General features: G+C 60.4%; 26 protein-coding genes. 11 read left to right on the forward strand and 15 right to left on the reverse strand.

All coding sequences use genetic code 11. From position 1 onward, the window contains the following. From ppa to BW978_RS16170, 4 genes are all read right to left on the reverse strand, one after another. Complete coding sequence (ppa, locus tag BW978_RS16155; RefSeq protein ID WP_054150364.1) at positions 1-537, reverse strand: inorganic diphosphatase; 537 nt, start codon at positions 535-537, stop codon at positions 1-3. A 278-nt stretch (positions 538-815) separates the two neighbouring features. Beyond that, positions 816-1,322 (reverse strand): GNAT family N-acetyltransferase, encoded by a 507-nt coding sequence (locus BW978_RS16160; protein ID WP_076396855.1) that lies wholly within the window; start codon positions 1,320-1,322, stop codon positions 816-818. Positions 1,323-1,506: 184 nt separating this feature from the next. Then, a complete protein-coding gene (typA, locus tag BW978_RS16165) occupies positions 1,507-3,327 on the reverse strand; it encodes a translational GTPase TypA (RefSeq protein WP_076396857.1) in 1,821 nt (606 codons plus the stop codon). A 157-nt stretch (positions 3,328-3,484) separates the two neighbouring features. Further along, positions 3,485-5,548, reverse strand: coding sequence for a M3 family metallopeptidase (locus tag BW978_RS16170; protein ID WP_076396859.1), 2,064 nt, complete (start codon positions 5,546-5,548; stop codon positions 3,485-3,487). 197 nt (positions 5,549-5,745) lie between these two features. Between BW978_RS16170 and BW978_RS16175 the strand changes: the two genes are divergently transcribed. Beyond that, positions 5,746-6,174 carry a hypothetical protein gene (locus tag BW978_RS16175; RefSeq protein ID WP_076396861.1) on the forward strand — a complete coding sequence of 143 codons (429 nt, stop codon included), beginning with the start codon at positions 5,746-5,748 and terminating at the stop codon, positions 6,172-6,174. 108 nt (positions 6,175-6,282) lie between these two features. After that, positions 6,283-7,473: a multidrug effflux MFS transporter gene (locus BW978_RS16180; RefSeq protein ID WP_076396863.1), complete on the forward strand. Its 1,191-nt coding sequence runs from the start codon at positions 6,283-6,285 to the stop codon at positions 7,471-7,473. A 52-nt stretch (positions 7,474-7,525) separates the two neighbouring features. Here the strand turns inward: BW978_RS16180 and BW978_RS16185 are convergent, their stop codons facing one another. Further along, complete coding sequence (locus tag BW978_RS16185) at positions 7,526-8,749, reverse strand: argininosuccinate synthase (protein ID WP_076396865.1); 1,224 nt, start codon at positions 8,747-8,749, stop codon at positions 7,526-7,528. Between the two features lie 238 nt (positions 8,750-8,987). Here BW978_RS16185 and BW978_RS16190 point away from each other — a divergent pair, with 238 nt between their 5' ends. Continuing rightward, positions 8,988-9,851, forward strand: coding sequence for an SDR family NAD(P)-dependent oxidoreductase (locus tag BW978_RS16190; protein ID WP_076396867.1), 864 nt, complete (start codon positions 8,988-8,990; stop codon positions 9,849-9,851). Positions 9,852-9,925: 74 nt separating this feature from the next. Continuing rightward, complete coding sequence (locus BW978_RS16195; RefSeq protein ID WP_076396869.1) at positions 9,926-10,567, forward strand: LysE family translocator; 642 nt, start codon at positions 9,926-9,928, stop codon at positions 10,565-10,567. 33 nt (positions 10,568-10,600) lie between these two features. Here the strand turns inward: BW978_RS16195 and rlmN are convergent, their stop codons facing one another. From rlmN to BW978_RS16215, 4 genes are all read right to left on the reverse strand, one after another. Beyond that, positions 10,601-11,839, reverse strand: coding sequence for a dual-specificity RNA methyltransferase RlmN (rlmN, locus tag BW978_RS16200; protein ID WP_083697614.1), 1,239 nt, complete (start codon positions 11,837-11,839; stop codon positions 10,601-10,603). Positions 11,840-12,075: 236 nt separating this feature from the next. After that, entirely contained in the window at positions 12,076-12,579 is a 504-nt protein-coding gene (locus BW978_RS16205) for an invasion associated locus B family protein (RefSeq protein WP_076397108.1), read from the reverse strand. Between the two features lie 263 nt (positions 12,580-12,842). Then, positions 12,843-13,223, reverse strand: a complete 381-nt coding sequence (locus BW978_RS16210; protein WP_006724424.1) for a YkvA family protein — start codon at positions 13,221-13,223, stop codon at positions 12,843-12,845. A gap of 69 nt (positions 13,224-13,292) precedes the next feature. Beyond that, a complete protein-coding gene (locus tag BW978_RS16215) occupies positions 13,293-13,595 on the reverse strand; it encodes a 4a-hydroxytetrahydrobiopterin dehydratase (protein ID WP_076396871.1) in 303 nt (100 codons plus the stop codon). Between the two features lie 28 nt (positions 13,596-13,623). Here BW978_RS16215 and BW978_RS16220 point away from each other — a divergent pair, with 28 nt between their 5' ends. Next, positions 13,624-14,082, forward strand: coding sequence for a low molecular weight protein-tyrosine-phosphatase (locus tag BW978_RS16220; RefSeq protein WP_076397109.1), 459 nt, complete (start codon positions 13,624-13,626; stop codon positions 14,080-14,082). Here the strand turns inward: BW978_RS16220 and thpR are convergent. Further along, complete coding sequence (gene thpR / locus BW978_RS16225) at positions 14,031-14,624, reverse strand: RNA 2',3'-cyclic phosphodiesterase (protein ID WP_076396873.1); 594 nt, start codon at positions 14,622-14,624, stop codon at positions 14,031-14,033. The two genes, BW978_RS16220 and thpR, sit on opposite strands and share 52 nt — an antisense overlap. Positions 14,625-14,690: 66 nt before the next feature. Further along, positions 14,691-15,338 carry an arylesterase gene (locus BW978_RS16230; RefSeq protein ID WP_076396875.1) on the reverse strand — a complete coding sequence of 216 codons (648 nt, stop codon included), beginning with the start codon at positions 15,336-15,338 and terminating at the stop codon, positions 14,691-14,693. Between the two features lie 74 nt (positions 15,339-15,412). On the opposite strand from BW978_RS16230, the gene BW978_RS16235 reads away from it, so the two are divergent. From BW978_RS16235 to BW978_RS16245, 3 genes are all read left to right on the forward strand, one after another. Continuing rightward, positions 15,413-16,126: an ABC transporter ATP-binding protein gene (locus tag BW978_RS16235; RefSeq protein WP_139330578.1), complete on the forward strand. Its 714-nt coding sequence runs from the start codon at positions 15,413-15,415 to the stop codon at positions 16,124-16,126. Next, the gene (locus tag BW978_RS16240; protein ID WP_076396879.1) at positions 16,123-18,669 is read left to right on the forward strand and encodes an ABC transporter permease; all 2,547 of its coding nucleotides are present in this window, start codon (positions 16,123-16,125) and stop codon (positions 18,667-18,669) included. The genes BW978_RS16235 and BW978_RS16240 overlap by 4 nt, the downstream gene beginning before the upstream one ends. 174 nt (positions 18,670-18,843) lie before the next feature. Then, a complete protein-coding gene (locus tag BW978_RS16245; RefSeq protein ID WP_076396881.1) occupies positions 18,844-19,581 on the forward strand; it encodes a Bax inhibitor-1/YccA family protein in 738 nt (245 codons plus the stop codon). Positions 19,582-19,718: 137 nt separating this feature from the next. On the opposite strand, the gene BW978_RS16250 is transcribed toward BW978_RS16245, so the two are convergent. The 4 genes from BW978_RS16250 to BW978_RS16265 all read right to left on the reverse strand — a co-directional run bounded on the left by BW978_RS16250 (position 19,719) and on the right by BW978_RS16265 (position 24,654). Beyond that, a complete protein-coding gene (locus BW978_RS16250) occupies positions 19,719-20,291 on the reverse strand; it encodes a CarD family transcriptional regulator (protein WP_054150347.1) in 573 nt (190 codons plus the stop codon). 383 nt (positions 20,292-20,674) lie between these two features. Next, positions 20,675-21,013, reverse strand: coding sequence for a ferredoxin FdxA (gene fdxA / locus BW978_RS16255; protein WP_076396883.1), 339 nt, complete (start codon positions 21,011-21,013; stop codon positions 20,675-20,677). 192 nt (positions 21,014-21,205) lie between these two features. Further along, positions 21,206-21,616, reverse strand: coding sequence for an RNA-binding S4 domain-containing protein (locus BW978_RS16260; protein WP_076396885.1), 411 nt, complete (start codon positions 21,614-21,616; stop codon positions 21,206-21,208). Continuing rightward, on the reverse strand, positions 21,616-24,654 hold the full coding sequence (locus BW978_RS16265) for a helicase-related protein (RefSeq protein WP_076396887.1): 3,039 nt from the start codon (positions 24,652-24,654) through the stop codon (positions 21,616-21,618). Before BW978_RS16265 ends, BW978_RS16260 begins: the two co-directional genes overlap by 1 nt. Before the next feature lie 352 nt (positions 24,655-25,006). Here BW978_RS16265 and BW978_RS16270 point away from each other — a divergent pair, with 352 nt between their 5' ends. The 3 genes from BW978_RS16270 to BW978_RS16280 are packed head-to-tail and all read left to right on the forward strand — an operon-like array spanning position 25,007 to position 26,464. Beyond that, positions 25,007-26,083, forward strand: coding sequence for an alpha/beta fold hydrolase (locus tag BW978_RS16270; protein WP_076396889.1), 1,077 nt, complete (start codon positions 25,007-25,009; stop codon positions 26,081-26,083). Next, positions 26,016-26,168 (forward strand): DUF3309 family protein, encoded by a 153-nt coding sequence (locus BW978_RS16275; protein ID WP_076396891.1) that lies wholly within the window; start codon positions 26,016-26,018, stop codon positions 26,166-26,168. Before BW978_RS16270 ends, BW978_RS16275 begins: the two co-directional genes overlap by 68 nt. A gap of 41 nt (positions 26,169-26,209) precedes the next feature. Beyond that, the gene (locus BW978_RS16280; protein WP_076396893.1) at positions 26,210-26,464 is read left to right on the forward strand and encodes a glycine zipper domain-containing protein; all 255 of its coding nucleotides are present in this window, start codon (positions 26,210-26,212) and stop codon (positions 26,462-26,464) included. Positions 26,465-26,513: the final 49 nt, after the last annotated feature.

The following is a 26,513-nucleotide window of genomic DNA, read 5'->3' on the forward strand; positions in this document are numbered from 1 at the left end:
TTACTTGCCTTCGTCCTTGGCGCGCTGGATCGAGTCCAGAATGATCTGCTTGGCAGCATCGACATCCATCCAGTCGCCGATCTTCACCCACTTGCCGGGCTCCAGATCCTTGTAGTGCTCGAAGAAGTGCTGGATCTGCTTCAGCGTGATTTCCGGAAGATCGGTGTAGTTGGTGATCTTGTCATAGCGACGCGTCAGCTTCGGCACCGGCACGGCGAGGATCTTCTCGTCCATACCGCCATCGTCTTCCATCATCATCACGCCGATCGGGCGAACATTGATGACGCAGCCCGGAACGAGCGGGCGCGTGTTGCAGATCAGAACGTCGAGCGGGTCGCCGTCCTTGCAGAGCGTGTGCGGTACGAAGCCGTAATTGCCCGGATAGGTCATCGGGGTGTAGAGGAAGCGGTCGACGACCAGCGTGCCGGCGTCCTTGTCCATCTCATACTTGATCGGCTGGCCGCCGACAGGAACTTCGACGATGACGTTGATGTCTTCCGGCGGGTTCTTGCCGATGGCAATTGCATCAATACGCATTTTATTGGACCCCGTAGAGTGTTGAATTCCTGCGCTACCTAATGCGAATTATGGCGCAATGCAACACGGCTTTCGGCGGACGCGAGGGGTGCGGTGCGGGGTCAGACACGAAGGCGTATTGCCGGCATGATCAGGGGCACGGAAAATTTGCCCGCGGGATGGCACGAACTGGCTTTTGTTGCAGTCCTCGCTGGGTCCGCAAGCGCAGCGACCTCTTCAGCAACCGGATATTAAGCTGGCCCGAGGGCTATGTCGTTGAATAGGCGCCTGGCGCTTCGTCAGTTCCAGATGAAGCCGAGCTTCTTCAGGTGCACGTCGTCGAAGTCTTCCATTCCCTCGACGGCATCCGTTCCGCCGTTCGTCCGGAAGAAATTGGCAGCGATCTCGCTGTCTTCAAGGCACCAGACGACCATGCCGTTGCAGCCCAGCGCCTTCAAAATCCGCCGCGCCTCGTGGAACAGCTGATAACCGAGTCCGATACCCTGATATTCCGGCCGGAGATACAATTCGTAGATCTCGCCCTCATGCGGCAAGACGCGTGCTCTGTTGTAGCCGAGGGAAGCATAACCAGCGACTTGACCCGCCACTTCGGCAACGAGGATCGTGGCGGGGCCGCGCGTTGCCTTGCGCCACCAGCTTTCGCCGCGGCGCTCGACCATACGGGTCAGCGCACGATAGGGAATGATACCGGAATAGGCGTGCATCCAGGCATTGCGATGGGCATCCGCGATCGCGGCGGCATCACCGGGACCTGCCAAGCGCATGTCGATCGACAACGTCTTCATAACGTAAACCCACTCTGGCGCGCCCCCTGATGAGACGCGGAGCCTGGACCTGCATCGGCCCAACGAGAAAATTTAACGCTTTTTTAAGATTACTCGCAAGGCGGAAGGCGGAGGATGCACAAACAAAACCCCGGCCTTTTGGACCGGGGTTTCAAAACGAAACATATTTTCAGAGACTTGCGCCTCAAATAGCAGCCTTGGACTTTTCCATGCGCTTGCGATCGTTCGCATCAAGGAACATCTTGCGCAGGCGGATCGACTTCGGCGTGACTTCCATCAGCTCATCGTCCTGGATCCAGGACAGCGCGCGGTCGAGCGTCATGCGGATCGGCGGGGTCAGCTTGACCGCTTCGTCCTTGCCGGCCGAGCGGATGTTGGTCAGCTGCTTGCCCTTGAGCACGTTGACTTCGAGGTCGTTGTCACGGGTGTGGATGCCGATGATCATGCCGGCATAAACCTTTTCGCCTGGCTCGATGATCATCGGGCCACGGTCTTCCAGGTTGAACATCGCGTAAGCAACAGCTTCACCCGACTGGTTGGACAGGAGAACGCCGTTGACGCGACCGGTGATCGCACCCTTGTAAGGCTGGTAGTCGTGGAACAGGCGGTTCATGATCGCCGTGCCGCGCGTATCGGTCAGGAGTTCCGACTGGTAGCCGATCAGGCCACGGGTCGGTGCATAGAAGCGCAGACGAACGCGGCTGCCGCCGGACGGGCGAAGCTCGACCATCTCGGCCTTGCGCTCGGACATCTTCTGCACGACGACACCGGAATGCTCTTCATCGACGTCGATCACGACTTCTTCGATCGGCTCCATGGTCTGGCCGCTCTCGTCCTTGTGCATCACGACGCGCGGACGCGAAACGGCAAGCTCGAAGCCTTCGCGACGCATGGTTTCGATCAGAACGGCGAGCTGCAATTCGCCACGGCCCGACACGAAGAAGGAATCCTTGCCGTCAGATTCTTCGATCTTCAGCGCGACATTGCCTTCGGCTTCCTTGAACAGGCGATCGCGGATGACGCGGCTCGTGACCTTGTCACCTTCCGTGCCAGCGAGCGGGCTGTCGTTGACGAGGAAGGACATGGTGACGGTCGGCGGATCGATCGGCTGTGCCGTCATGGCTTCGGTGATAGAAGGATCGCAGAACGTGTCAGCAACCGTGCCCTTCGAAAGGCCGGCGATGGCGACGATGTCACCAGCATGGGCTTCTTCGATCGGCTGGCGCTCGATGCCGCGGAACGCGAGGATCTTCGAAATACGGCCAGTTTCGACGGTCTTGCCGTCCTGGGCGAGAACCTTGACAGCCTGGTTCGGCTTGATCGAACCGGACGCGATACGACCGGTGATGATGCGACCGAGGAAGGGGTTCGCTTCGAGAAGCGTACCGATCATGCGGAACGGGCCTTCTTCGACGTTAGGCTCCGGCACGTGCTCGAGCACGAGGTCGAGGAGCGGGGCAAGGCCCTGATCCTTCGGGCCTTCCGGATTGACGTTCATCCAGCCATCGCGACCCGAACCGTAGAGGATCGGGAAGTCGAGCTGATCGTCGGTCGCGTCGAGATTGGCGAAGAGGTCGAAGACTTCATTGATGACTTCTTCATGGCGACCGTCCGGACGGTCGATCTTGTTGATCGCGACGATCGGGCGAAGACCGACCTTCAGCGCCTTGCCGACCACGAATTTGGTCTGCGGCATCGGGCCTTCCGAGGAGTCGACCAGAACGATCGCGCCGTCCACCATCGAGAGGATACGCTCGACTTCGCCACCGAAGTCGGCGTGGCCGGGCGTGTCGACGATGTTGATGCGGTGGCCCTTCCACTCGATCGATGTCGCCTTGGCCAGGATCGTGATGCCACGTTCCTTTTCGAGGTCGTTCGAATCCATCATGCGCTCGGCGGTGCGCTGGTTCTCACGGAAAGACCCCGACTGCTTCAGAAGCTCGTCCACGAGGGTCGTTTTTCCATGGTCGACGTGCGCGATAATCGCGATGTTGCGCATTTTCATGTTTGTGATCTCTGATAGCTGGGGCGCAATACGGGAGAGTGGCGCCGATTTACTTTGGCGCGCTCATACCTTGTTTTTTGCATTTGCGAAAGGGGGAAACGCCCGATGCCCCGGCGATGGTTACCGCCGACGGCAAATTTCGGGCGTACGGCAAGCCTTAAGCGGCAAGCCCTTTCTTCTTCAGCATCGCGTCCGGGCTTGGCAGTTTGCCGCGAAACGCCTTGTAGGCATCCTCAGGATCGACCGATCCTCCCGAGGCATAAATGTGGGTCTTGAGCTTCGATGCCATCTCCGGATCGAAGGGATTGCCGGTCTCTTCGAAGGCCGCGAACGCATCGGCATCGAGGACTTCCGACCACATGTAGGAATAGTAGCCGGCAGAATAACCGTCACCGGAAAACACATGCTGGAAGTGCGGCGTGGCATGGCGCATGACGATCGAAGCGGGCATGCCAATCGTCTCGAGCACCTCGGCCTGCACCGCAATCGGGTCTTCGACCGCCCCGCGTGTGTGGAAGGCCATATCGACCAGCGCCGACGAGGTGAATTCGACAGTGTTGAAGCCCGCGTTGAAGGTCCGGGCGGCGAGGACCTTGTCGAGCAATGCCTGCGGCATCGGCTCGCCGGTCTGATAGTGGACCGCATAGATCTTGAGGATTTCCGGTACTGTCAGCCAGTGTTCATAGAGCTGCGACGGCAGTTCGACGAAGTCGCGCGATACGCCCGTGCCGGAGACGGAAGGGTAGGTGACATCCGACAACATGCCATGCGCGGCGTGGCCAAACTCGTGGAAGAGCGTGCGGGCATCATCAAGTGACAGCAGCGCCGGCTTGCCGGCCTCGGGCTTGGCGAAGTTGCAGACATTATAGATGATCGGCAGCTCACCTTGGCGGCCGTTCTTCAGCGGCAGCCGGTGCTGCGCCTGGAAACTGCTCATCCAGGCCCCTGAGCGCTTCGACGAACGGGCGAAATAGTCACCGAGGAAAAGCGCCACCAGCTTGTCGTTCCGGTCGCGGATCTCGAAGACCCGCACATCCGGATGATAGCCAACGACATTGGCAAGCGGCACGGCGCGGATGCCGAAGATGCGGCCCGCGACGTCGAAGCAGGCCTCGATGATCTTTTCGAGCTGCAGATAGGGCTTCAGTTCGGTTTCGGAAAAATTGAACTTCTGTGCCCGGAGCTTTTCGGCGTAGTGGCGCCAGTCCCACGGCGCGACGTCATGGTTCTTTCCCTCGTCAGCAATCAAGGCGGCAAGCTCGGCCTCTTCGGCGCGCGCCTGAGAGACCGCTTTTTCCCAGACCTGCATCAGGAGACCGTTCACCGCTTCCGGTGTCTTCGCCATCGTGTTGTCGAGCTTGTAGGAGGCAAAGTCCTTGTAGCCGAGCAGAGCCGCCTTCTCTGCCCTGAGAGCCAGGGTATCCTTGACGATTTCCCGGTTGTCCGTTGCGCCGCCATTGATGCCGCGCGAGGTCCAGGCCTTGAAGGCGATCTCGCGCAGGTCGCGGCGCTCGGAGAAGGTCAGGAACGGTTCGATGATCGACCGCGACAGCGTCACCACATGGCTGTGTCCACCGCCATGGGCGGCAGCGGCAGACGCCATGGCGTCGCGCAGGAAGGCGGGGATACCAGTGAGATCCTCCTCGCCGACAAGCGGCAGGGTCCATGACGATTCGTCGGCGAGGACGTTCTGGCCGAAACTGGCACCGAGGCTCGCGAGCCTTTCGTTGATCGCCGCCAGCCGCTCCTGCTCCGCCTTCGGCAACTTGGCACCCGCTTTCACGAAGCCCTTCCAGTGGCGTTCCAGAACGCGGGTCTGCTCAACCGAAAGCCCAAGATCCGCCTGGCGTGTCCAGAGGTCATCGATGCGGCGGAACAGCGCCGCGTTCATTCCGATCTTCGAATAGTGGCGCGACATCTTCGGCGCGATCTCGCGCTCCAGAGCCTGAATGTCGGGATTGGTATGGGCACCGGCACGGTTCCAGAACAGGGCCGACACACGGGAGAGCGCGTCGCCCGCGATTTCCAGCGCAACGATCGTGTTCGCGAAAGTCACCGGTTCAGGATTACCTGCGATCGCATCAATCTCTGCGTCGTGCTCTTTCAGCGCCCGGTCAAAGGCCGGCGCATAGTCGTCATCGCCAACCTGCTCGAACTGCGGCAGGCCATGCGGCCCCTGCCACTCGGTGACGGCGGGATTGATAACAGACGACTGAACCATGCGAAAACCTCCTGACGCTTCGCGCCGCAATCGGGCGAAGCAATGATTTTCCATCATGTTATCCCGGCAACATATGGGTGAGCACGCAAATATCGGTGAACAAGGCAAGATTTTTCCACCACGGGTTCAGCCGCCAATTGACGTAGTTTCGAATAAGAACATAGATCAATATATCCTATGAAAGGACGGTCACGACCATGGAAATCTTTCCGCTCCAACCGGTAGGCGCTTCCTCCCTTCGCGTCAAAGAAACCAGCCCGCAATCCAATGTCGGCCTGCCTGAGCTTTCGCCGAAGACAGCGAATTCGAAAGAAACCGAGGTTTTCGAAGAGGCGTTGTCGGTCTTCGCCAGCATGACGCCCCGCCGCTTGCGCGAAATCGCGTCGGAGAGCTTTCAACGAGAAGAGATCGATGCCGACACCTATCGCGAACTCTCGACGGAGCTGCCTTTGCAGATCGTCGATCGCAACGGCAACATGATGGACCTGTCCACATTGACCGACGACTCCGATTTCGACTATGCGGAATACTACCGGACACAGCAGTCGCTTGCCGAGATGATCGGCGATATGGACATGGCGGGCTCCTACTCGAAGGTTCTGGATTTCTTTTCGAAATCGACCTGATCGCGCCGGAGGCGACAATTGGCACTCGATCCCGGACCACAATCGCACTAAGTCATCAGCAGGAGGCGCCGCAGTGGCGCCTTTCTTCTTGATGCCGGACGAGTACTGATGACCCCACTGCGCATGAGCGAGCGTCGCACCACCTTCCTAGGTGCTTTCCTGACCACGCTCGGCCCCATCTCCATGGCCATCTACACGCCGGCCATGCCGGAACTGGTACGCGCCTTCGGCACGACCGATGCGGCAATCAAACTCAGCCTCTCGATGTTCTTCGCCGGCTTCGCGCTTGCCCAGCTGGTCGCAGGCCCCCTCGCCGATGCTCTGGGACGCAAGAAGGCGACCTTGATCTTTCTGGCAATTTATCTCGCCGGTTCACTTCTCGCGACGCTGGCCCCCAGCGTCGAGTTGATCCTCGCCGCGCGCCTCGTACAGGGCATCGGCGCTTCCGTCGGCGTTGTCGTCGGGCGCGCGATCGTTCGAGACCTCTACACCGGCACAGATGCCGCCCGGATCCTGAATACCATCGGGATCTTCCTTGCCGTTGGCCCGGCCATGGGCCCGACGCTTGGCGGCCTGACTCTGGCGGCCTTCGGCTGGAATGCGGTATTTCTTCTAATGGTTGGCTTCGGCGCCATGGCCGTGGGCTTCACGGTGCTGCTGCTGAAGGAAACAATCGTTCCCGATCTGGCTCGCCTTCGCCCCGCCCAGTTGCTGCGCAACTACTTGGAGGTCGCCGGCAATACCCGCTTCCTCGCGGCATCGCTCGTCTTGAGCGGGACCATTGGCGCGCTCTATGCTCAGTCGACCATGTTGCCCTTCGTCCTGATCAACGAGGTCGGCCTGACCCCGACCGCGTTTGGTTTGGGCATGCTGATGCAATCAGGCGCATACCTCACAGGATCGCTCACCCTGAAGCTCGTCTCCCGAAGGATTTCGGGGCTTACGGCGTCGCGGATCGGCATCGCCCTCTGCGGCAGCGGCGCTGTCATCATGGCGCTTTCGGTCGCATTCGTGCCGCCCTTCTTCCTGTCCGTCATGGCCCCGGTGGCCATCTGCACCTTCGGTCTCGCCTTCTTGAGCCCTCATGTCGTGACGATGAGCATGGCCCCCTTCCCGCATATTGCGGGATCGGCCTCTGCATTGACAGGCTTCCTGCAGATGAGCGCGGGCTTTGCAGGCGGCGTGGTAGCCGCCTCGATCGGTGATCCCTTGACCGCCTTCGGCATCATCATACCCTTCATGGAGCTGAGCGCTGTCGCCGGTTTCTTCTGGCTCCGCCACCTCGAACGCCAGGCATGAAAAAACCCGCCTCCCCAAGGGGAGACGGGCCATATCTAATGCCTGACCTGGCTTATTTGCCGAGATTGCGCTTGGCGAGCGTACGCAGACGAAGCGCGTTCAGCTTGATGAAGCCCGCTGCATCCTTCTGGTCGTAGGCGCCCTGGTCGTCTTCGAAGGTGACGAGCTGGTCGGAATAAAGCGACTTCGACGACTCGCGGCCGATGACCATAACATTGCCCTTGTAGAGCTTCAGGGTCACTTCGCCTTCGACATGCTCCTGGCTCTTGTCGATCAGGGCCTGCAGCATCTCGCGCTCGGGCGAGAACCAGAAGCCGTAATAGATCAGCTCGGCGTAACGCGGCATGATCTCGTCCTTGAGGTGGGCGGCACCACGGTCGAGGGTGATCGATTCGATCGCACGGTGTGCCGAAAGCAGGATCGTGCCGCCGGGGGTCTCGTAGACGCCACGCGACTTCATGCCGACGAAGCGGTTCTCGACGAGGTCGAGACGGCCGATGCCGTTGTCGCGGCCATAGTCGTTGAGTGCGGCGAGAAGCGTGGCCGGGCTCATCCGAACGCCATTGATCGAGACGGCATCACCCTTTTCGAAGCCGACCTTGATGGTCGTGGCCTTGTCGGGAGCCGCTTCCGGGGAAATGGTGCGCATGTGCACGTATTCCGGCGCTTCGACGGACGGATCCTCGAGAACCTTGCCCTCGGACGAGGAGTGCAAGAGGTTGGCGTCGACGGAGAACGGCGCCTCGCCCTTCTTGTCCTTGGCAACCGGGATCTGGTTCTGCTCGGCGAAGGCGAGCAGATCGGTGCGGCTCTTGAATGCCCAGTCGCGCCAGGGTGCGATGATCTTGATATCGGGGTTCAGCGCATAGGCCGAGAGTTCGAAGCGGACCTGGTCATTACCCTTGCCGGTCGCGCCATGGGCGATGGCATCGGCGCCAGTCTTCTTGGCGATATCGATCAGGTGCTTGGAGATAAGCGGGCGGGCAATCGAGGTGCCGAGCAGGTAAACGCCTTCATAGACGGCATTGGCGCGGAACATCGGGAAGACGAAATCGCGGACGAATTCTTCACGCACGTCCTCGATGAAGATCTCCTTGATACCAAGCATCTCGGCCTTCTTGCGGGCCGGCTCGAGCTCTTCACCCTGGCCGAGGTCGGCTGTGAAGGTTACGACTTCTGCACCGAGTTCGGTCTGGAGCCATTTCAGGATGATCGAGGTGTCGAGACCGCCGGAATAGGCGAGGACGACTTTCTTCACGTCTTTGGGGAGTGCCATGTCGATGTTCCGTCTGGAAGGAGCGAGGCTCAAACCCCGCCTGGATCAAGAATGGCGGCACTTTTAGCGAGATTCCGCCGGTACGCAAGGGCATCGACCGGCCGAGATGGCGGCCAAGATCGGTTGGGTCCGATAGCCGGGCAAGCCGGGGACCGATTTGCCGTCATGTTGACGAAGCCGAACACGGGTACCATATCGCCATCACTGCCAAAGTCATTGACGTAGAAGGAATTTGCCCATGACGACCCCGCATCCCGCGCTCGTAAAAGGTAATGTCGCCGTCATCACCGGTGCCGCCTCGGGCATCGGCCTCGCCACCGCCAAGGCATTTGCTGGCATGGGTCTCTGCGTCGTTCTGGTCGACCTGGAAGGCGACCAGCTGGCCGCGGCAGCCCTGGAGGTTGCAGCACTTTCCGCTAGTGGTGACACGGATGTCGTCGCAATCGGCACGGATGTGTCGAAGCTGGATGAACTCGAAGCCCTGGAGCGCGCGGTCATCCAACGCTTTGGACGCGTGCATGTGCTGATGAACAATGCCGGTATCCAGCCGGGCAGCAACCTCTTCGGGCCGCAGGCTAACTGGGACAATGTGCTCGGTGTCAACCTGATGGCCGTCATCAATGGCACCCGCACCTTCGGCCTGGGCATGGTCGCCCACAAGGATGCGGCCCTCATCATCAACACAGGCTCCAAGCAGGGCATCACCACACCTCCGGGCGACCCGGCTTACAATGTCTCGAAAGCGGGCGTGAAGGCGTTCACCGAAGCGCTACAGCACGAGCTGCGCAACACGCCGGACTGCAATGTCACAGCTCACCTGCTTATCCCCGGCTTCGTCTTCACAGGCCTCACCGCAAACGGTCGCACCGAAAAGCCGGCAGGCGCCTGGACGCCCGAGGAGACGGTCGACTTCCTACTGGAGAGCCTCGCCCGGGGCGACTTCTACATCCTCTGCCCGGATAACGATGTGAACCGCGCCCTGGACGAGAAGCGCATCGCCTGGGCCGCCGGCGATATCATCGAAAACCGCCCGCCGCTCTCGCGCTGGCATCCGGATTACGCCGACGCCTTCAAGACCTACCTGTCGATCCCCAGAGGCTGATTGGCAAGGTCGATGAACGCCGTTATGGATTGATCACCCGCAGGTCGCGGGTGCTTCATCATGCGGTGACATCAATGGATTTTATCCCGAGCCTTCCCGTCTTCCTCGCCTTCAGCCTGGCGCTCCTTCTCCTCGCCATTACGCCCGGTCCGGATATGACACTCTGGATCAGCCGCTCGCTTCGGGACGGCAGGGCTATCGGCCTGATGACCCTTGCCGGCACAAGCTTCGGGATCTCGATCCACACCCTACTGGTCGCCTTCGGCATCTCGGCCCTCATCGTCGCCTCGCCGACGGGATTCATGCTCCTGAAGACCGGGGGCGCTGCCTATCTGCTCTGGCTTGCTCTCCAAGCGGTCCGCCACGGCTCGAACTTTGTCATCAAGGCGGATGGGGATGCGTTGGTTTCCAAGAAGGGGGCCTTCCTGAACGGGCTCTGGGTCAATCTGCTGAACCCCAAGGTCATCATCTTCTTCATGACCTTCCTGCCGCAATTCGTGACCGCCACCGATCCAAATGTCACCGGCAAGCTGATCTTCCTGGGTCTCTGGTCAATCATCCTGTCGCTGCCGATCGGCATCGGCATCGTCTATGGGGCGGATTTCATGTCGAGCTGGCTGCAGGCAAACCGCAAGGTTCTGCGCGGCATCGATTACACCTTTGCAGGTGTCTTTTCGATCTTCGCGGTGAAGATCTTCATGACGCAGTCCAAGTAAGGTCGAAGGCGGGACAGCGGTCCCGCCTCACCCTCAATCGTCGTCTTCGCCGTGATTGGCGATCATCATCGCTTCAAACGCGAGACGCTCGGTCTTGCGCATGCGCTCCGATTCCGACTTCAGCTGACCGCAGGCGGCGAGAATATCGCGGCCGCGCGGTGTGCGGATCGGCGAGGCAAAACCGGCCTGGTTGATGAAATCGGCGAACTTCTCGATCTGCGCCCAGTCGGAGCATTGGTAATTGGTGCCCGGCCACGGGTTGAACGGGATCAGGTTGATCTTCGCCGGAACGCCCTTCAAGAGCTGGATCAGCCCTTTGGCATCCTCGAGGCTGTCGTTGACGTCCTTCAGCATCACATATTCGAAGGTGATGCGACGGGCATTCGACAAGCCCGGATAGTTGCGACAGGCTTCGATCAATTCCTTAAGCGGATACTTCTTGTTGATCGGCACCAGCATGTCGCGGAGCTCGTCGCGTACGGCATGCAGCGAGATCGCCAGCATGACGCCGATCTCTTCGCCGGTCCGGTAGATTTCTGGCACGACGCCCGAGGTCGACAAGGTGACGCGACGCTTGGACAGCGACAAGCCATCGCCGTCGGTAGCGATCAGCAGGGCCTTCTTCACCTCTTCGAAATTGTAAAGCGGCTCGCCCATGCCCATCATGACGACATTGGTGATCTTGCGATCGCTCGATGGCATCATCGTGCCGACGGGAATTTCACGGTCCGGGAAATCGCCGAGACGATCACGCGCCAAGAGCAGCTGCGCGAGGATTTCCTCCGCCGTCAGATTGCGCACCAGCTTCTGCGTGCCGGTATGGCAGAAGGAGCAGGTGAGCGTGCAGCCGACCTGGCTCGAAATGCAGAGCGTGCCGCGACCTTCCTCCGGGATGTAGACGCTTTCGACCTCGACCGGACGGCCGGCACCGCGCGGCGGAAAGCGCAGAAGCCACTTCCGGGTGCCGTCATTGGAGACCTGCTCTTCGACGATCTCGGGACGCGCGATGGTGAAATGCGTTTTCAGCATTGCGCGCATGTCCTTGGAGACATTCACCATGTGGTCGAAGTCGGAGACGCCGCGCACATAAAGCCAGTTCCAGATCTGCGCCACGCGCATCTTGATCTGCTTCTCCGGCACGCCCTTGTCGCGCAAAGCCTCGCCCAGCTCGTCTCGGTCGAGGCCAACAAGGCTCGGTTTCTCGGCGAAAGCGGCAGGGCGAACTGGGGCTGCAGTCTGGCTACGCTCTGGAAGCGTCACGGTGACAGTCATCGTCTGGACCTCTGGACCATAGGGAGAAGGACGCTCGGATGGAGCGCTTACCGCCTGGCAGATATGGATTCACGGAACTTGCGAACAGGGGAACGGCCCCATCGCTTTCATTTGCAGCGGCCAATAGCAGCTTTTTTGCCATCCGTCACCCCGACCCCATGAAGGGCGGAGATGCAAAAATGAAGGAGGCCGGCGATGTTGCGCCGGCCTCCTCAATCCAAACAAGCAATGCAGTCTTAATTGCAGTTCTGGATCTTCTGCAGCGCGGCAGAGATACCCGAAAGCGAGTAAGTGTAGCTTGTGGCCGTACCACGAGCCGAAGTTGCCTTGACGGTCATGGTCGAACCGCCCCTCATGGCGGCAACGAGTGCCGGTTCTTCGGCTGCGTTTTCAACCCATGCCGAGCTGTCCTTGACGAACAGCACGAAGTTCTTGTTGTCGATCGTCACATTGACCTTGGAGTCGCCCTTCATCGGGTAACCCATCATGGCCTGCGGCTCATACGAGATGTTCTGACCCGGGCGCTGCGAGACGACAAAGAAGATGTCGCCATGATTGACACTCGCCGGCTCCTTGGCCGTCGGAACGGAAAGCACGTAGCACACGGTGCCGCCATTCGACTTGTAGGAGTAGGCACCCCAGGCCCTGAACTGCTCGATTCGCGTGGGCGATTGCGCGTTGGCGAGCACGCTGCTCGCCAGGAGGATTGCCAGTGCGGTTACGCTACTTCTTACGAACATGTCTTCCTGCCGGTTGTTTCCATCCATCACCCAGCCATGCGACCGGGCGCTCATCGTCAAAACCTGTGTTCAGTTTGACTTAATTTACCTTACCAAACGATGAACGACGCACGCCTTGTTGTCACATTCGGTGTCGGCGTTCCGTCTGGCGCCCCGAAATCCGGCATAAAACGGTTTTGGGACCTCGGTCCTGCCGACGATGTAGAAGGAAAGAAAAAGGCAAGAGTTGGGCTGTCCGCAGACCAGCGCAGCCACAAAATCGTTTAGGCGGGCAACTCATGGTCAGCGAGGGCCGCATCGGCAGCATCGTAATGCCGATCCTTGATGTGCCTGTTGATCAGGGCGATGGCCGTTGTCAGCACAGCGATGTCATCCGTGAAGCCGACAACAACGAGCATGTCAGGGATCATATCGATCGGCAGGACAAAGTAGCCGAGTGCCGCCAGCAGGATTCCCCGGACACGAAAGGGTGTCTCGCGATCCGTCGCGCAATAGTAGGCAGCCACAAGATCCCGCGAAAACGGTATCTGCCGGGCAGCCTTTTTGAAGGTCGGCCAGAAACGGCTACGAACCTTCGCTTCCTGTTTCTCCTGCGTCTTCTCATCGCCGGGAAGCAGGATCTCACCGATCTTCACGTCATCCATAGCCCATCGATCCTTTCGTTCGGACCCGATCAATCATATGTGACTGGCAGCCTGCAATTTCAATCACCGTCACTCGTTCCGGGCAGCCGCCAGATCCATGAGAACGGCGAGCTTGAAATCGAGTTCCGTCACACCGCCGGCAGAATGGGTGGTGAGGGTCACATCGACCTTCTTGTAGACGTTGAACCATTCCGGGTGATGATCGAGCTTCTCCGCGGCCAGCGCACATTCCGCCATGAAGCCGAAGGCCTGGCGGAAATCGCGGAAGACGAAGTGTTTTTCGATTGCGGCACCATCACGCCCCAGCGCCCAGCCATGCAACTCCTCCAACCGCGCTGCAATGGACGTCGTATCCAGTTTCTCGTATTTCATGCTGAAACTCCTCCTTCTGGATCAACCGATGCCGGCACCATCCATTCTCTTCGTCTGCCTGGGCAACATCTGCCGGTCACCGCTGGCGGAAGGAATCTACCGCCACCTCACCGCAGGGACCAGCGAAAAGCCCGTGATCGCTTCGGCCGGAATTGGCAACTGGCATGTCGGCAATCCACCGGATCGGCGGTCGATCAAGGTCGCGGCGACAAACGGGATCGACATCTCCCGGCAGCTAGCCCGTCAGGTGCAGCCGCAAGACTTCGACAGGTTCGATCTGGTGGTCGCCATGGACAGAAGCAATCTGGCCAGGCTTCAGTCGCTTCGACCGCAGGACGCGACAGCCAGCCTGCATCTCTTCGCCGAGCTCGCATTCGGGACACAAGAAGATGTGCCCGACCCCTACTACGGTGAAATCGAAGATTTCGAGCGGGTCTACAGCATGCTCTTTTCGGGCTGCAGCGCGGTAGTCTCGAAATTCGAATAACCACCCGTCTCATAGAGAGGGAATATCTCCTCGGTGAGATAGGGACCGCCGCCGACGGATTCCCGTGACGACAGGAGCACGAAGCGTCCAACGCGGAAGGGCATGGTGTGGAAGTTGCCGCGACCGCTCAAGTAGTGGACGACATCATCGAGGCGCGAGGCCTTCGATCGGGCAAGCGTCACATGCGGGGTGAATTTGCGCGGGTCAGGCGGCAAGCCGATGCGCTGGCAGATCCGCTCGATCTCGCTTTGCAGCGCGAAAAGCTCCGGAGCAGAGGAAACGCCAGCCCAGATTGAATGCGGCTTCTTCGAACCGAAGGAACCAATACCGTTCAGGCTCAGGGAAAACTCGGGGCGCTCGATCCGGTCGAGCCTGTCGACGACTTCATCCGCCGTTCGGCCATCCACATCACCGATGAAGCGCAGCGTGATGTGGTAATTCTCCACATCGATCCAGCGAGCCCCGGGGAGACCACCGCGCAGCAATGAAAGGCTCATTGCAGCGCTGCGGGGAATTTCGAGGGCAGTGAACAATCTCGGCATGGAGCGCTCCCCGAATCTTTTGCAGGTGCTCACAGCGAATCACGCAATGACATCAGGCGCAAGCGTTTAGTTTGACTGCCCCTTGATGCCTGCCACCCAAGATTCGGCGAGAGGCAGGATGCGCTCGGCCATCAGCTTCAGGCCTTCCGTGTTGGGGTGCATCCCGTCCTCGAGCAGGAGGCTGCGTTCTGTGATCACGCCGTCGAGCACGAAGGGGTAAAGCGGCAGATCATGTTTTTCGGCAAGCCGTGGATAGATCGCATTGAACCTCTGGCCGTACTCATCACCCATGTTCGGCGGCGCCAGCATACCCACGAGCAGAATCGGGATATTGCGCTCTTTCAGTCGGACAATGATCTGGTCGAGGTTTTTCTCGGTCTGCTCCGGCGGAATACCGCGCAGTGCGTCGTTGGCGCCCAATTCGAGGATGACGCCGTCGGTCCCCTCCGGCACCGACCAGTCGACGCGTGACAGCCCGCCGGAGGTCGTATCGCCAGAAACGCCGGCATTGCTGATCACGACGTCATGTCCCTTGGCCACAAGCTCACGCTGCAGCTGGGCCGGTAAGGCGTCTTCCTGAGGCAATTGATAGCCTGCCATCAGGCTGTCACCGAGGCCGACAAGCTGGAGCGGTTCGGCCGCAGCAATCCGCGGAACGGCAAAGGTGGCCAGCAGGATCACGGCGAAATGAAGGAGCGCTGCTTTAAATGTCATGGTGGCTTCCCTAGATTGGCAAGAATGCCGCAGTGCGGCGAAGCTTCAGTCCCGCAGATATAGGATGGATGAGTGTGAGAAACAGCATCATCGAACTGAAAAGCGCCGATCTCACTCTTGGCAACGCCGCAGCCTCCGTTCACGTTTTGAAGAGCATCGATCTTTCGATCGCTGAAAGTGAAGCCGTGGGCATCGTCGGGCCATCCGGCTCTGGCAAATCGACGCTTCTGATGGTGCTGGCCGGCCTGGAACGCCTCGACAGCGGCGAGATCCACGTTCGCAACACGCCTCTTCATACATTGAGCGAGGACCGGCTCGCCGATTTCCGCGGCAAGAACATTGGCATCGTCTTCCAGTCCTTCCATCTGATCGCCAATATGACGGCGCTTGAGAACGTCGCAGTTCCCCTGGAACTCGCGAATGTGAAGGGCGCCTTCGACATCGCACGCAAGGAACTGGAGTCCGTAGGCCTCGGGAAACGCCTTAGCCATTATCCGGGCCAGCTCTCCGGTGGTGAACAGCAACGCGTGGCGATCGCCCGAGCGCTCGCGCCGTCTCCCGCCGTCCTGATCGCCGACGAGCCGACCGGCAATCTCGACACAGAAACCGGCCGGCAGATCGCTGACCTTCTGTTTTCCAAGCAGCAGGAACGCGGCATGACACTGATCCTCGTCACCCACGATACGTCGCTTGCCGCCCGCTGCACCCGGCAGATCAAGGTGGCATCCGGCCGCATCGCCGGAGACAGCCGAACCGAGCAGACCCGTCTCGCTTCGGTGTCCGCATGACATCCTTCGGCACGCGTCTGTCCATTGCCTTCCGTATCGCCCTGCGCGAGCTGCGTGGCGGCCTAAGTGGCTTCTACATCTTCCTCGCCTGCATTGCGCTGGGAACCGGTGCGATCGCAGCCGTGAACTCCGTATCGACGGCAATCACCAATGCCATCTCCTCGGAGGGACGGACGCTTCTGGCCGGTGACGTTCGTTTCGAACTCGACAATCGTGAGGCGACCTCGGACGAACTGGCTTTCCTCGAAGGCTTCGGCGCGGTCTCCGTTACAACAAATCTGCGTTCCATGGCTCGCCTGCCGGACGGATCGGATCAGTCACTGGTCGAAATCAAGGCGGTTGATGAAGCCTATCCTCTCTATGGAAAACTGATCGCCGACCCCGACCAGCCGCTTTCCGAATTGCTCGTTGCGGACAATGGCGCCTATGGCGCAGTTGTCGCCCCTCTGCTGCTTGAACGCATGAACATGAAGGTCGGCGACGAATTGCTCGTCGGTAATGCTCGGTTCCGGATCAACGGCACCATCGTCACCGAACCGGACTCGATTTCCGATGGCTTTGGCTTCGCGCCACGTTTTCTGACAAGCCGCGAAGGTCTCTTCGCCAGCGGCCTCGTCGCGACCGGTAGCCTCGTCGAACACGCCTACAAGATCCGCTACAACGAGCCCGCACCAACGGCAGAGGCCATTCGCGAGCGTGCCCAAGCCGATCATCCGACGGCCGGCTGGTCGATCCGCAGCAGCGATCGGGCGGCTCCCGCCCTGACGGAAAATGTCGAGCGCTTCTCGCAATTCCTGACCCTGGTCGGCCTGACCGCGCTCGTGGTCGGCGGTGTCGGTGTCGCAAATGCCGTACGCGCCTTCCTCGATTCCAAGCGAACCGTGATCGCCACATTGAAGTGCGTCGGCGCACCCGCCTCGGTCGTCGTCATGGTCTATCTGATCCAGATCACCCTGGTGGCATCCGTGGGCATCCTCGCAGGCCTCGTGCTCGGTGCAATCGCCCCACCAATCGTCGCAAATTATCTCTCCGGCATCCTGCCGATCTCCGCCGAAGCAACACTTTATCCCCGCGCACTTCTGCTGGCGGCTGTGTTCGGCATGCTGGTAACCTTTGCCTTTGCAATCCTGCCGCTGGGCCATGCCCGCAAGGTGCCGGCGACGGCCCTGTTCCGCGAGCAGGGCTTCGAAGCTTCCGGCCTTCCGTCCTGGCCATACCTGCTTGCGATGGCGTTGGCGCTCGGCGCCCTGGCAGCGCTCGCCATCTTCACCTCGGAGCAACAGCGAATTGCGACGATCTTCCTGGCCGCCATGGCGGCAGGCTTCGTGCTGCTGCGTGTGGTTGCCATGGGCATCGCCTGGCTTGCGAAACGCAGCCCTCCGATCCACTCTGCAGCCCTGAGGCTTGCCGTCGGCAATATCCACCGCCCCGGCGCCCTGACCCCTGCGGTGACGCTGTCGCTCGGCCTTGGTCTCAGCCTGCTCGTGGCGCTGGCGCTGATCGACGGCAATCTGCGACGTGAGCTGACCGGAAACCTGCCGGAGCGGGCACCGAACTTCTTCTTCGTCGACATCCAGAGCGGTGAAATCGACGGCTTCCGCAATCTCGTCGAAGGCATGGCGCCCGAGGGCAAGCTGATCGAGGTACCGATGTTGCGCGGCCGGATCGTCGAGCTCAACGGCACCGATGTCGCCAAGGTCGAGGTGCCGCCGGAAGGTCGCTGGGTTTTGCGCGGCGACCGTGGTCTGACCTATGCGAAGAACATACCGGAAAACAGCACCGTCACCGAGGGTGAATGGTGGGCGGACGGCTACACCGGGGAGCCGCTCGTATCCTTTGCAGAGCAGGAAGGGCGCGAGCTCGGCCTGAAGATTGGCGACACGATCACCATCAATGTCCTCGGTCGCAACATTACGGCGAAGATCGCCAATTTCCGCACCGTCGAATGGGAAAGCCTGTCGATGAATTTCGTCATGGTGTTCTCGCCGAACACCTTCGCCGGTGCCCCTCATGCCTGGCTGGCGACGCTGATCGACCAGGACGCGACCGCCGCCGAAGAAGCCTCGATCCTGCGCTCGGTCACCCAACAGTTCCCGACAATCACGACCGTCCGGGTCAAGGACGCCCTCGATGTCGTCGATCGCCTCGTCGGACAGCTGGCAACGGCGATCCGTGCGGCCGCCGCCATCGCGCTGATTGCGTCCGTCCTGGTTCTGTCGGGTGCACTCGCAGCCGGCAACCGGGCACGCACCCATGATGCCGTCATCCTGAAGACGCTAGGGGCGACCCGCGCCATGCTGATCCGCGCCTTCACCTACGAATACATGCTGCTTGGCGCGGCCACGGCGCTCTTTGCGCTCGTAGCCGGTGGCGGGATCGCCTGGTTCGTGCTCAGCCAGATCATGAAGCTGCCGTCCAACTTCCTGCCTGATGTGGCAGCCATGACCCTCGTGATCGCGCTGGTGGTCACGATCGGTATCGGTCTGGCCGGAACCTGGCGCATCCTCGGGCAGAAGGCAGCCCCTGTTTTACGCGAGCTTTGAGGTCGGGTGCGGCGGGCAAGGCTCCGCCGCCCACTATTACAGCGATTTAAGATTGCGGCCCTTGTCGTGGACGGGGGAACCTCTCATATTGAAAGCACGCATGCTGGGCTTCGCAGCGGCGCGGGAGCCATCCGGGCTCCGCTGTCCAATATCGAAGCTTTGAGAGAGGAAAACATGTCCGAACTTCGCAACTATCAGAGCCGCCCGGGCCAGACCCAGTCGGCCACGATGATCGACGAAGGTCTGCGCGCCTATATGCTGAAGGTCTACAACCTGATGGCATTGGGCCTCGCCATCACCGGTATCGCAGCCTTCGCAACCTTTCAGCTGGCAGTATCTGGTGGTGAGCTTACGGCCTTTGGCCAGGCGATCTTCCTGAGCCCGCTGAAGTGGGTGGTCATCCTGGCACCGGTCGCCATGGTCTTCTTCCTGAGCTTCCGGATCCACAAGATGAGCGTCGCAGCGGCACAGACGACCTTCTGGGTCTATGCCGCAATGATGGGCCTGTCGCTCTCGTCGATCTTCCTGATCTACACGGGCGCAAGCATCGTGCAGACCTTCTTCGTCACGGCCGCCTCCTTCGGCGCCCTGTCGCTCTATGGTTACACCACCAGGCGTGACCTGTCGGCGATGGGCTCGTTCCTGATGATGGGTCTCTTCGGCCTGATCATCGCTTCGCTGGTCAACCTGTTCATGGCCTCCTCGGCCCTCGACTTCGCGATCTCGGTCATCGGCGTACTGATCTTTGCCGGCCTCACCGCCTATGACACGCAGTCGATCAAGGAGTCCTATCACGAGAGCAATTCGAGCGAGATGGCTGGCCGCAACGCCATCATGGGCGCCCTGCGTCTCTACCTCGATTTCATCAACCTCTTCCTGTTCCTTCTGCGTTTCCTTGGAAACCGGAACTGATCGGTTAAAGGCAGTCTCTGGGAAACCCCGCTTCGGCGGGGTTTTTCTTTGCCTGCAATCGACTTCGGCTGACGGCAGGCACAAAAAAACCTCCGGATTTCGCCGGAGGTTTTTTTATGACCAGAAGTCGAAGCGGTTTACGCCGCTTCTTCCTGTGTATCGTCTTCTTCGATCGTCTTGCCGCGCTTGGGACCCTTGGCAAGGTTGACCTCGACAAGGCGAACGGCCTCCGTCTCGGACATCTTGTTCACGGCAGCGATTTCACGTGCCATGCGATCGAGAGCAGCTTCATAGAGCTGACGCTCGGAGTAGGACTGCTCCGGCTGGTTCTCGGCACGATAGAGGTCGCGAACGACTTCAGCGATGGAGATCAGGTCACCGGAATTGATCTTGGCATCATACTCCTGAGCGCGACGCGACCACATGGTACGCTTCACGCGAGCCTTGCCCTGAACCACCTTCAGCGCGCGATCGACAAAATCCGTCTCGGACAGCTTGCGCATCCCGATGCTCACGGCCTTGGCGACCGGAACCTTCAGACGCATCTTGTCCTTTTCGAAATCGATGACAAAAAGCTCGAGCTTCATGCCGGCGACTTCTTGCTCTTCGATGGTGGTGATGGTACCCACGCCATGGGCCGGGTATACGATTGACTCGCCGGTCTTGAAGCCGTGGCGTGCCGAGGAAGTCTTCTTCTGCTGGGTCGTCATTCTATTCAAATACTCCCTGTTTTGCTCCCGGCGTGATGCCGGCGCCGGGTCGGTCAGGCCCGGATGAGACGACGAGGTTGCGAGACTTGTCGTCCTGATCCAGTCCGCGACACAATCAAACGTCACCCTCGTCGCGACTGAGACACGACACAAAAGTGTCGCCGATGTCACGTATATCGCGCGGTGGTGAATTTGCTTTCGTGATGGTTCAGGGCATAGCTATGCCGCAAAGTGGAACAGTTCCGAGACGCTATCACAAAAAGACGAGGAAATCAATATTTTAGTGCAGTGCGCCACAATCATGGCGCACGCGACGGCGAATCGGAAGTCAAGTGATGGAATTTTGGGCGGGATTCCATCTAACAACGACGCGCCGAAAGGCCTCAGTCGCCGGAGCCCGGATTTTCCGAGAAGAACTTCTCGAACTTGCCATCGACGCCGTCCATTTCCTTGGCTTCCGGCATCGGTTCCTTCTTGACCGTGATGTTCGGCCAGATCTTTGCGTATTCCGCATTGATCTTCAGCCATTTGTCCAGCCCCGGCTCCGTGTCGGGCTTGATCGCCTCGGCAGGACATTCCGGCTCGCACACGCCGCAATCGATGCACTCGTCCGGGTGAATGACGAGGAAGTTTTCGCCCTCATAGAAGCAATCGACAGGGCAGACCTCGACACAATCGGTGTATTTGCAGCGAATGCAGTTATCGGTGACGATATAGGTCATGCGGCACTCCAGGATGGCGTTCTCGAACGGCAGGAGAAAGACGAACGTGGGTGGTTCCGTCGGGAATACGACCCCATTTGGAACGACCCGCGCCCTACCGGAAATTTCTGTCGGACGGCGAGTGAGCTAATGCGGAATCCCTGCCAAGGCAAGGATAAACACCCTCAATTCGGGCGCCTTTGTAGAAATTTTCTAATCAGCAGACCAATCCGGCTCGCCGCGCAGATCATCCAGCGCCCGGCGTTCCTTCTTCGTCGGCCGGCCAGCGCCTGGAGCTCGGACGCCTGGCTCAGATGGACTGAAGGGCTTCTTCTCCGGCGGCGGCGTTAGATCTTCATAGAGGAGTTTGGCCTCTTCATAAGGCCCGCGCCTCTCGCCCGGCAGCTTCACGACGAGCACAAGATCGCGCTCTGGCATCGCGATCTCCAGCTTGTCACCAGGTTTGACCTGATGGCTCACCTGGCGAACCTTCTGCCCGTTGACGCTCACATGGCCCGCAGTCACGCGGTCCTGCGCGAGGCTGCGTGATTTTGCCACGCGGGCGAAGAACAGCCACTTGTCGATACGCTGACGCGAACCGGTTGGTGGCTGCTTCTCGTCCATTACTTCTTCAGCTGCTCCTTGAGAGCCGCGAGTTTGGCGAAGGGCGAATCTGGATCGAGCGGCTTCTCCTTGCGCGGCGGCTTCGCCTCAAAGCGTGCAGGCTGCGACTTGTTGTTGTCGCGCTCCGGACGCGGACCCCGGTCCTTGCGGTCGCCACGATCCTGGCGGTCGCCCTTGCCGGCAAACTTGCCGCGGTTGTCATCACGACGCTCGCCACGATTGTCCGAGCGCCGATCGTCACGACGACCTTCGCCACGCTTCTCGCTACCAGCCTCACCGCCTTCACGCGGGGCCTGATTGCGCTGACCCTGCGGACGACGATCGCCGCCGGGGCGGCCCGTACCACGCTGGTTGTCGCTGCGGCCACCCGGACGCCAGAGGAGAACCGGCTTCGGCTCGGTGGCTTCGGCAGGCTGCTCCGCCGAGGGGGCATCTTCCGCTGCGACGGCGGGCTGCTCTTCGGCAACGGCCGCAGGGGCCTCGCCTTCGCTTGCCGTTTCGCCAGACTGATCGGCATCGTCAACACCGTCGTCTTCGCTCTTCTCAGAAGCTGCGGCCTCCGTGGGGGCAGAGCCGGTCTGCGCCGCCAGGAACGCGGCCGCCTCTTCGGCGGAGACGCTGTCCGCCCGGTAGCCGAGACCCTTCAGGATCTCTTCCATATCATCAGGGGTCGCGCCAAGGATCGACAGCATAGCAGTCGTGGTGGTGAAACGACGACCGTCATACGCGCCATCAGGGCGTGCCGGCGAACCGGGCTTCCACTGCAGCAGCGGACGGATCAGGTCGGCGAGACGCTCGAGGATGTCGATACGCACTGCACGCTTGCCGAGGAACCGGAAGCCGGCGAGCTTGTAGAACATGCGCTCATAGCTCGGTTCGGTGACGACAGAGGTACGACCGGCCGCCAGAACGGGGATAAGATCGCCGTAACCCGGCTTGTCGAGACCGTCATGCTTCAACGCCCAAAGGAGCGTGATGAGTTCAGCCGGCGCCGGCTTCAGAAGGGTCGGCATGAAGATGTGGTAGGCACCGAAACGCACGCCATAGCGACGCATTGAGGCGCGGCCATCCTGGTCAAGGGTCTTTACGTCATCTGCGACATCACGGCGGAAGAGCACGCCGAGATTTTCGACGAGCTGGAAGGCCAGCCCCTTGGCCAGGCCCTGCAGGTCTTCGGCGCGCGACAGATCGTCGAGCGGCTTCAGGACCGTCGAGATATGATGATTGACGAAACGCTCAATGCGGGCGGCAACGTGATCCCGGGCGATGCCGGTCAGCTGTTCGTCCGCGAGTACGATGACGCGGGGATGCAGGATGTGATCCGTCCCGATCAGACGCGCGACCGGATCGCCGACCCAGCGAACGAGACCGTCCGAGCCGATGGCAAGATCATTATTGCCGGAAGCGTGCAGGCGCGCGGCGCGCGCCTCGAATTCGAGCGCCAGCGCCTTGTAGGCGGCAGCCTGAACGGCCTTCGCGTCCGGGCCCTCCATGCCGGAGATCGGCGTGAACCGGAACCCCGCAAGTTGTCCCATGGCATGGCCTTCCACGAAGACATCGCCGTTCACACTGATTTCAGCTTCCAACATCGCATTCTCTCTCAAGCGCTTCATGAGCACAGATGTCCTGCGATCAACAAAGCGTTTCGTCAACCGTTCATGTAGCGCATCGGACAATCGGTCTTCGATTTCCCGCGTCTTTTCTTGCCAGTGTGTCGGATCGGCAAGCCAGCCGGGCCGGTTCGACACATAAGTCCACGTTCTGATCTGCGCGATCCGCGCCGAAAGCGTATCGATTTCGCCATCGGTGCGATCCGCTCGGCGCACCTGCTCGGCGAGAAAGTCCTCGTTGACGGTGCCCCGCCTGACCAGATCAAAATACAGACTCTGAATCAAATCAGCATGCTGTGCAGGCGTAATGCGCCGATAGTCGGGCAGCGCGCAGGCTTCCCAGAGTTTTTCCACCCGTTCGGGCCGATCGGTGATGTCGGAAATCTCGGGATAGCGCGAAAGATATTCCAACGCCTGCTGATCGGTCGCCGGCAGCGCGCGCGTCAATCCTTCGACACGCGGCACCGCATCGAGGCTTCTCTGCAGGCCAGCAATCGACGAGAAATCGAATTTTTCAGTCCGCCATTGCAACACTTTGACGGAATCGAATTGATGCGTTTGCAGCCGGTCGACCAGCTCTTCATCGAAGGGAGCCACCCGTCCGGTCACGCCGAATGTGCCATCCTTGATGTGACGCCCGGCACGACCCGCGATCTGGCCAAGCTCGCCCGGATTGAGGTTGCGAAACTGATAGCCGTCGAACTTTCGATCCTGCGCAAAGGCGACATGATCGACATCGAGGTTGAGACCCATGCCGATGGCATCGGTCGCCACCAGGTAGTCCACGTCGCCTTCCTGATAGAGACCGACCTGGGCATTGCGCGTCCGCGGGCTGAGCGCACCCAGCACGACAGCCGCCCCACCCCGCTGACGGCGGATCAGCTCGGCGATCGCATAGACTTCGTCCGCGGAGAACGCGACGATGGCTGTCCGCTGCGGCAGACGCGTGATCTTCTTCTGGCCTGCATAGAAAAGCTGCGACAGGCGGGGGCGCTCGACGATGGTGATTCCGGGCAACAGCTGAATGAGTATCGACTTCATCGTTGCCGAGCCGAGAAGCAGCGTTTCCTCGCGCCCCCTCAGATGCAGCAGACGATCGGTGAAGATATGCCCACGCTCCAGATCGCCCGCAAGCTGGATCTCGTCGATCGCAACGAAGGCCGCCTTGGTTTCACGCGGCATCGCCTCGACTGTGCAAACGGAGAAGCGCGCTTTCGGCGGGCTGATTTTCTCCTCACCGGTCACAAGTGCCACGTTTTGTGCACCGACGCGCTCGACCACGCGCGTGTAGACCTCTCGGGCAAGCAATCTCAGCGGCAGACCAATGATGCCCGACCCGTGCGCGACCATGCGTTCGATGGCGAAATGGGTCTTGCCGGTATTGGTTGGCCCCAGCACAGCATTGACGCCGCGGCCACTCAGGATCATGGGTTGCGTATTCAAAGACCGCTCCGCTAGTCGGGACCGCGCTTTTCCGCACACCGGCACCCTCGGCCAACACATGGCGACGAAGAGGGGCAAAGGCAAGGCGCTTGATGCATTCATCCCAGAATTCGGCAGAAAGCTGAGTCCGATCAGAACCTTGCGCACCCGGAACAGGGTGCGAACGAATCAGCGACGAATCGATGACTCCGGCAGATTCAGGCTTTGTTCTTGGGCCGCATTCAGGAGGGCAGCGGGATTGCGTTAACGCTGGACCTTAAGGAACTGCACCGAGAGGCGACGACGGAGATGGAACAATTGCGAACAGCTTCACGTTGCGCCGCCGAGGTGAAACCTGATGACACTGTCCCCGCCGCCTGCCGAATGGATTGGAGCTAACGACCTGCCCCAGGACTTTGTCCTGATCCACGGCATGGTCATGGCCCCGTCGTTCTGGCGCACCTATTCCCCGGATGTCGTGCGAAGGGCGCGCAGTGCCGCATACGCCCTGCCAGGACATCACCCATGGAAGCTATCCGAGCCAGGCCAGGCGATCACGCCCAAAGCCGTCGCTTCCGCCTATGCAGAAGCGATCCGGCGAGACTTCGGCGGCAGGCCGGTGACGCTGATCGGCCATTCGACCGGCGGCTTCGTGTCTCTCCTGATCGCCCGGCATTTCCCGGAACTCGTGAAGTCGATCGTTTTGATCGGCGCCTTTGCCTGCGGTCGTTTCGAAGGCCAGGAACGGCTGCCAGCCAAATTGCTGCGCGTGCCGCGCGTCGGACCATTCCTGTTTCGTCAGTTCTTCCAGCGCTGGATCTCCACGAGCGAGCAATTCCGCTGGGGGTCGATCGAATGCGTCTTCGACAAGGGGTGTCCCTGGCAAAACGAACGTGCCGTTGCGGCCATGGAAGATGTGCGGCTGCAGTTGCAGCAAGCCCGGCCCGAGGACATCGCAGCCTGCATCCAGTTCATGTCGGCAACCACCCTGGTCAACGACCTATCCGAGATCGGCCGGCCAGTGCTCAACATCGTCGGAGCCGAGGACGCCATTGTCCCTTCGGCGCATCAGTTGCGAGTGTCGAGGCTCCTGCCCCAGGCGCAGACGGTGCTCCTGCGAAACTGTGGCCATTTGCCGATGGTGGAGCATCAGACAATGACGGCGGGGCTCATCACTGCGTTTGTGGATGGAATGGCGACGATCGAGGAGAAGCGGCAGCGTCAGATAACTGCTCCGGTCGGGAAAGCTGCAGCCGACCTGTTCCGTCTGCTGGCTCTTGGTCTTCGTCGAACGGAACAAACTGTCTCCGGTCGCGTTCAAACGGCACAACAAACTGTCTTTTATCCAGGCTCAGGAGAGGGTCCAAATGAGTACTATCCTCATCGTCATTCTAATTCTGCTTCTCGTCGGCGCGCTGCCGAGTTGGGGCTATAGCCGCGGCTGGGGCTACGGTCCGTCGGGGGGTCTTGGCCTCGTACTGCTCATCCTCATCATCCTGATGTTGATGGGTCGAATTTGACCTGAAGTGAAATCCAACTCCACGTGAAAAGGTATAGCACGATGAAAAAGACCCTTCTGGCACTTGCGCTGATCGCTCCCCTCGCATCCTGCACGGCCACCGAACGTGGCGCCGGCATCGGCGCAGCTTCCGGCGCCATCATCGGTGGTGTAGCAACCGGCAATGTCCGCGGCGCAGCCATCGGCGCAGGCGTGGGTGGCGTTGCTGGCGCCCTGATCGGCAATTCGCAGGAACGCAGCGGTTACTGCGTCTATCGCGACCGCTATGGCCGCACCTACGAAGCGCGCTGCCGCTAACAGCTGCCTCGTCGAAAAGGCCGCCGATCCCTAGGGTTCGGCGGCTTTT

The organism is Rhizobium sp. RU33A (assembly GCF_900156055.1).
Taxonomy (GTDB): Bacteria; Pseudomonadota; Alphaproteobacteria; order Rhizobiales; family Rhizobiaceae; genus Allorhizobium.

Bases quoted from the DNA above. Each gene is read 5' to 3' on its own strand.
- ppa (WP_054150364.1), bottom strand. From the start codon at position 537: ATGCGTATTGATGCAATTGCCATCGGCAAGAACCCGCCGGAAGACATC.
- BW978_RS16160 (WP_076396855.1), bottom strand. From the start codon at position 1,322: ATGAAGACGTTGTCGATCGACATGCGCTTGGCAGGTCCCGGTGATGCC.
- typA (WP_076396857.1), bottom strand. From the start codon at position 3,327: ATGAAAATGCGCAACATCGCGATTATCGCGCACGTCGACCATGGAAAA.
- BW978_RS16170 (WP_076396859.1), bottom strand. From the start codon at position 5,548: ATGGTTCAGTCGTCTGTTATCAATCCCGCCGTCACCGAGTGGCAGGGG.
- BW978_RS16175 (WP_076396861.1), top strand. From the start codon at position 5,746: ATGGAAATCTTTCCGCTCCAACCGGTAGGCGCTTCCTCCCTTCGCGTC.
- BW978_RS16180 (WP_076396863.1), top strand. From the start codon at position 6,283: ATGACCCCACTGCGCATGAGCGAGCGTCGCACCACCTTCCTAGGTGCT.
- BW978_RS16185 (WP_076396865.1), bottom strand. From the start codon at position 8,749: ATGGCACTCCCCAAAGACGTGAAGAAAGTCGTCCTCGCCTATTCCGGC.
- BW978_RS16190 (WP_076396867.1), top strand. From the start codon at position 8,988: ATGACGACCCCGCATCCCGCGCTCGTAAAAGGTAATGTCGCCGTCATC.
- BW978_RS16195 (WP_076396869.1), top strand. From the start codon at position 9,926: ATGGATTTTATCCCGAGCCTTCCCGTCTTCCTCGCCTTCAGCCTGGCG.
- rlmN (WP_083697614.1), bottom strand. From the start codon at position 11,839: ATGACTGTCACCGTGACGCTTCCAGAGCGTAGCCAGACTGCAGCCCCA.
- BW978_RS16205 (WP_076397108.1), bottom strand. From the start codon at position 12,579: ATGTTCGTAAGAAGTAGCGTAACCGCACTGGCAATCCTCCTGGCGAGC.
- BW978_RS16210 (WP_006724424.1), bottom strand. From the start codon at position 13,223: ATGGATGACGTGAAGATCGGTGAGATCCTGCTTCCCGGCGATGAGAAG.
- BW978_RS16215 (WP_076396871.1), bottom strand. From the start codon at position 13,595: ATGAAATACGAGAAACTGGATACGACGTCCATTGCAGCGCGGTTGGAG.
- BW978_RS16220 (WP_076397109.1), top strand. From the start codon at position 13,624: ATGCCGGCACCATCCATTCTCTTCGTCTGCCTGGGCAACATCTGCCGG.
- thpR (WP_076396873.1), bottom strand. From the start codon at position 14,624: ATGCCGAGATTGTTCACTGCCCTCGAAATTCCCCGCAGCGCTGCAATG.
- BW978_RS16230 (WP_076396875.1), bottom strand. From the start codon at position 15,338: ATGACATTTAAAGCAGCGCTCCTTCATTTCGCCGTGATCCTGCTGGCC.
- BW978_RS16240 (WP_076396879.1), top strand. From the start codon at position 16,123: ATGACATCCTTCGGCACGCGTCTGTCCATTGCCTTCCGTATCGCCCTG.
- BW978_RS16245 (WP_076396881.1), top strand. From the start codon at position 18,844: ATGTCCGAACTTCGCAACTATCAGAGCCGCCCGGGCCAGACCCAGTCG.
- BW978_RS16250 (WP_054150347.1), bottom strand. From the start codon at position 20,291: ATGACGACCCAGCAGAAGAAGACTTCCTCGGCACGCCACGGCTTCAAG.
- fdxA (WP_076396883.1), bottom strand. From the start codon at position 21,013: ATGACCTATATCGTCACCGATAACTGCATTCGCTGCAAATACACCGAT.
- BW978_RS16260 (WP_076396885.1), bottom strand. From the start codon at position 21,616: ATGGACGAGAAGCAGCCACCAACCGGTTCGCGTCAGCGTATCGACAAG.
- BW978_RS16265 (WP_076396887.1), bottom strand. From the start codon at position 24,654: ATGATCCTGAGTGGCCGCGGCGTCAATGCTGTGCTGGGGCCAACCAAT.
- BW978_RS16270 (WP_076396889.1), top strand. From the start codon at position 25,007: ATGACACTGTCCCCGCCGCCTGCCGAATGGATTGGAGCTAACGACCTG.
- BW978_RS16275 (WP_076396891.1), top strand. From the start codon at position 26,016: ATGAGTACTATCCTCATCGTCATTCTAATTCTGCTTCTCGTCGGCGCG.
- BW978_RS16280 (WP_076396893.1), top strand. From the start codon at position 26,210: ATGAAAAAGACCCTTCTGGCACTTGCGCTGATCGCTCCCCTCGCATCC.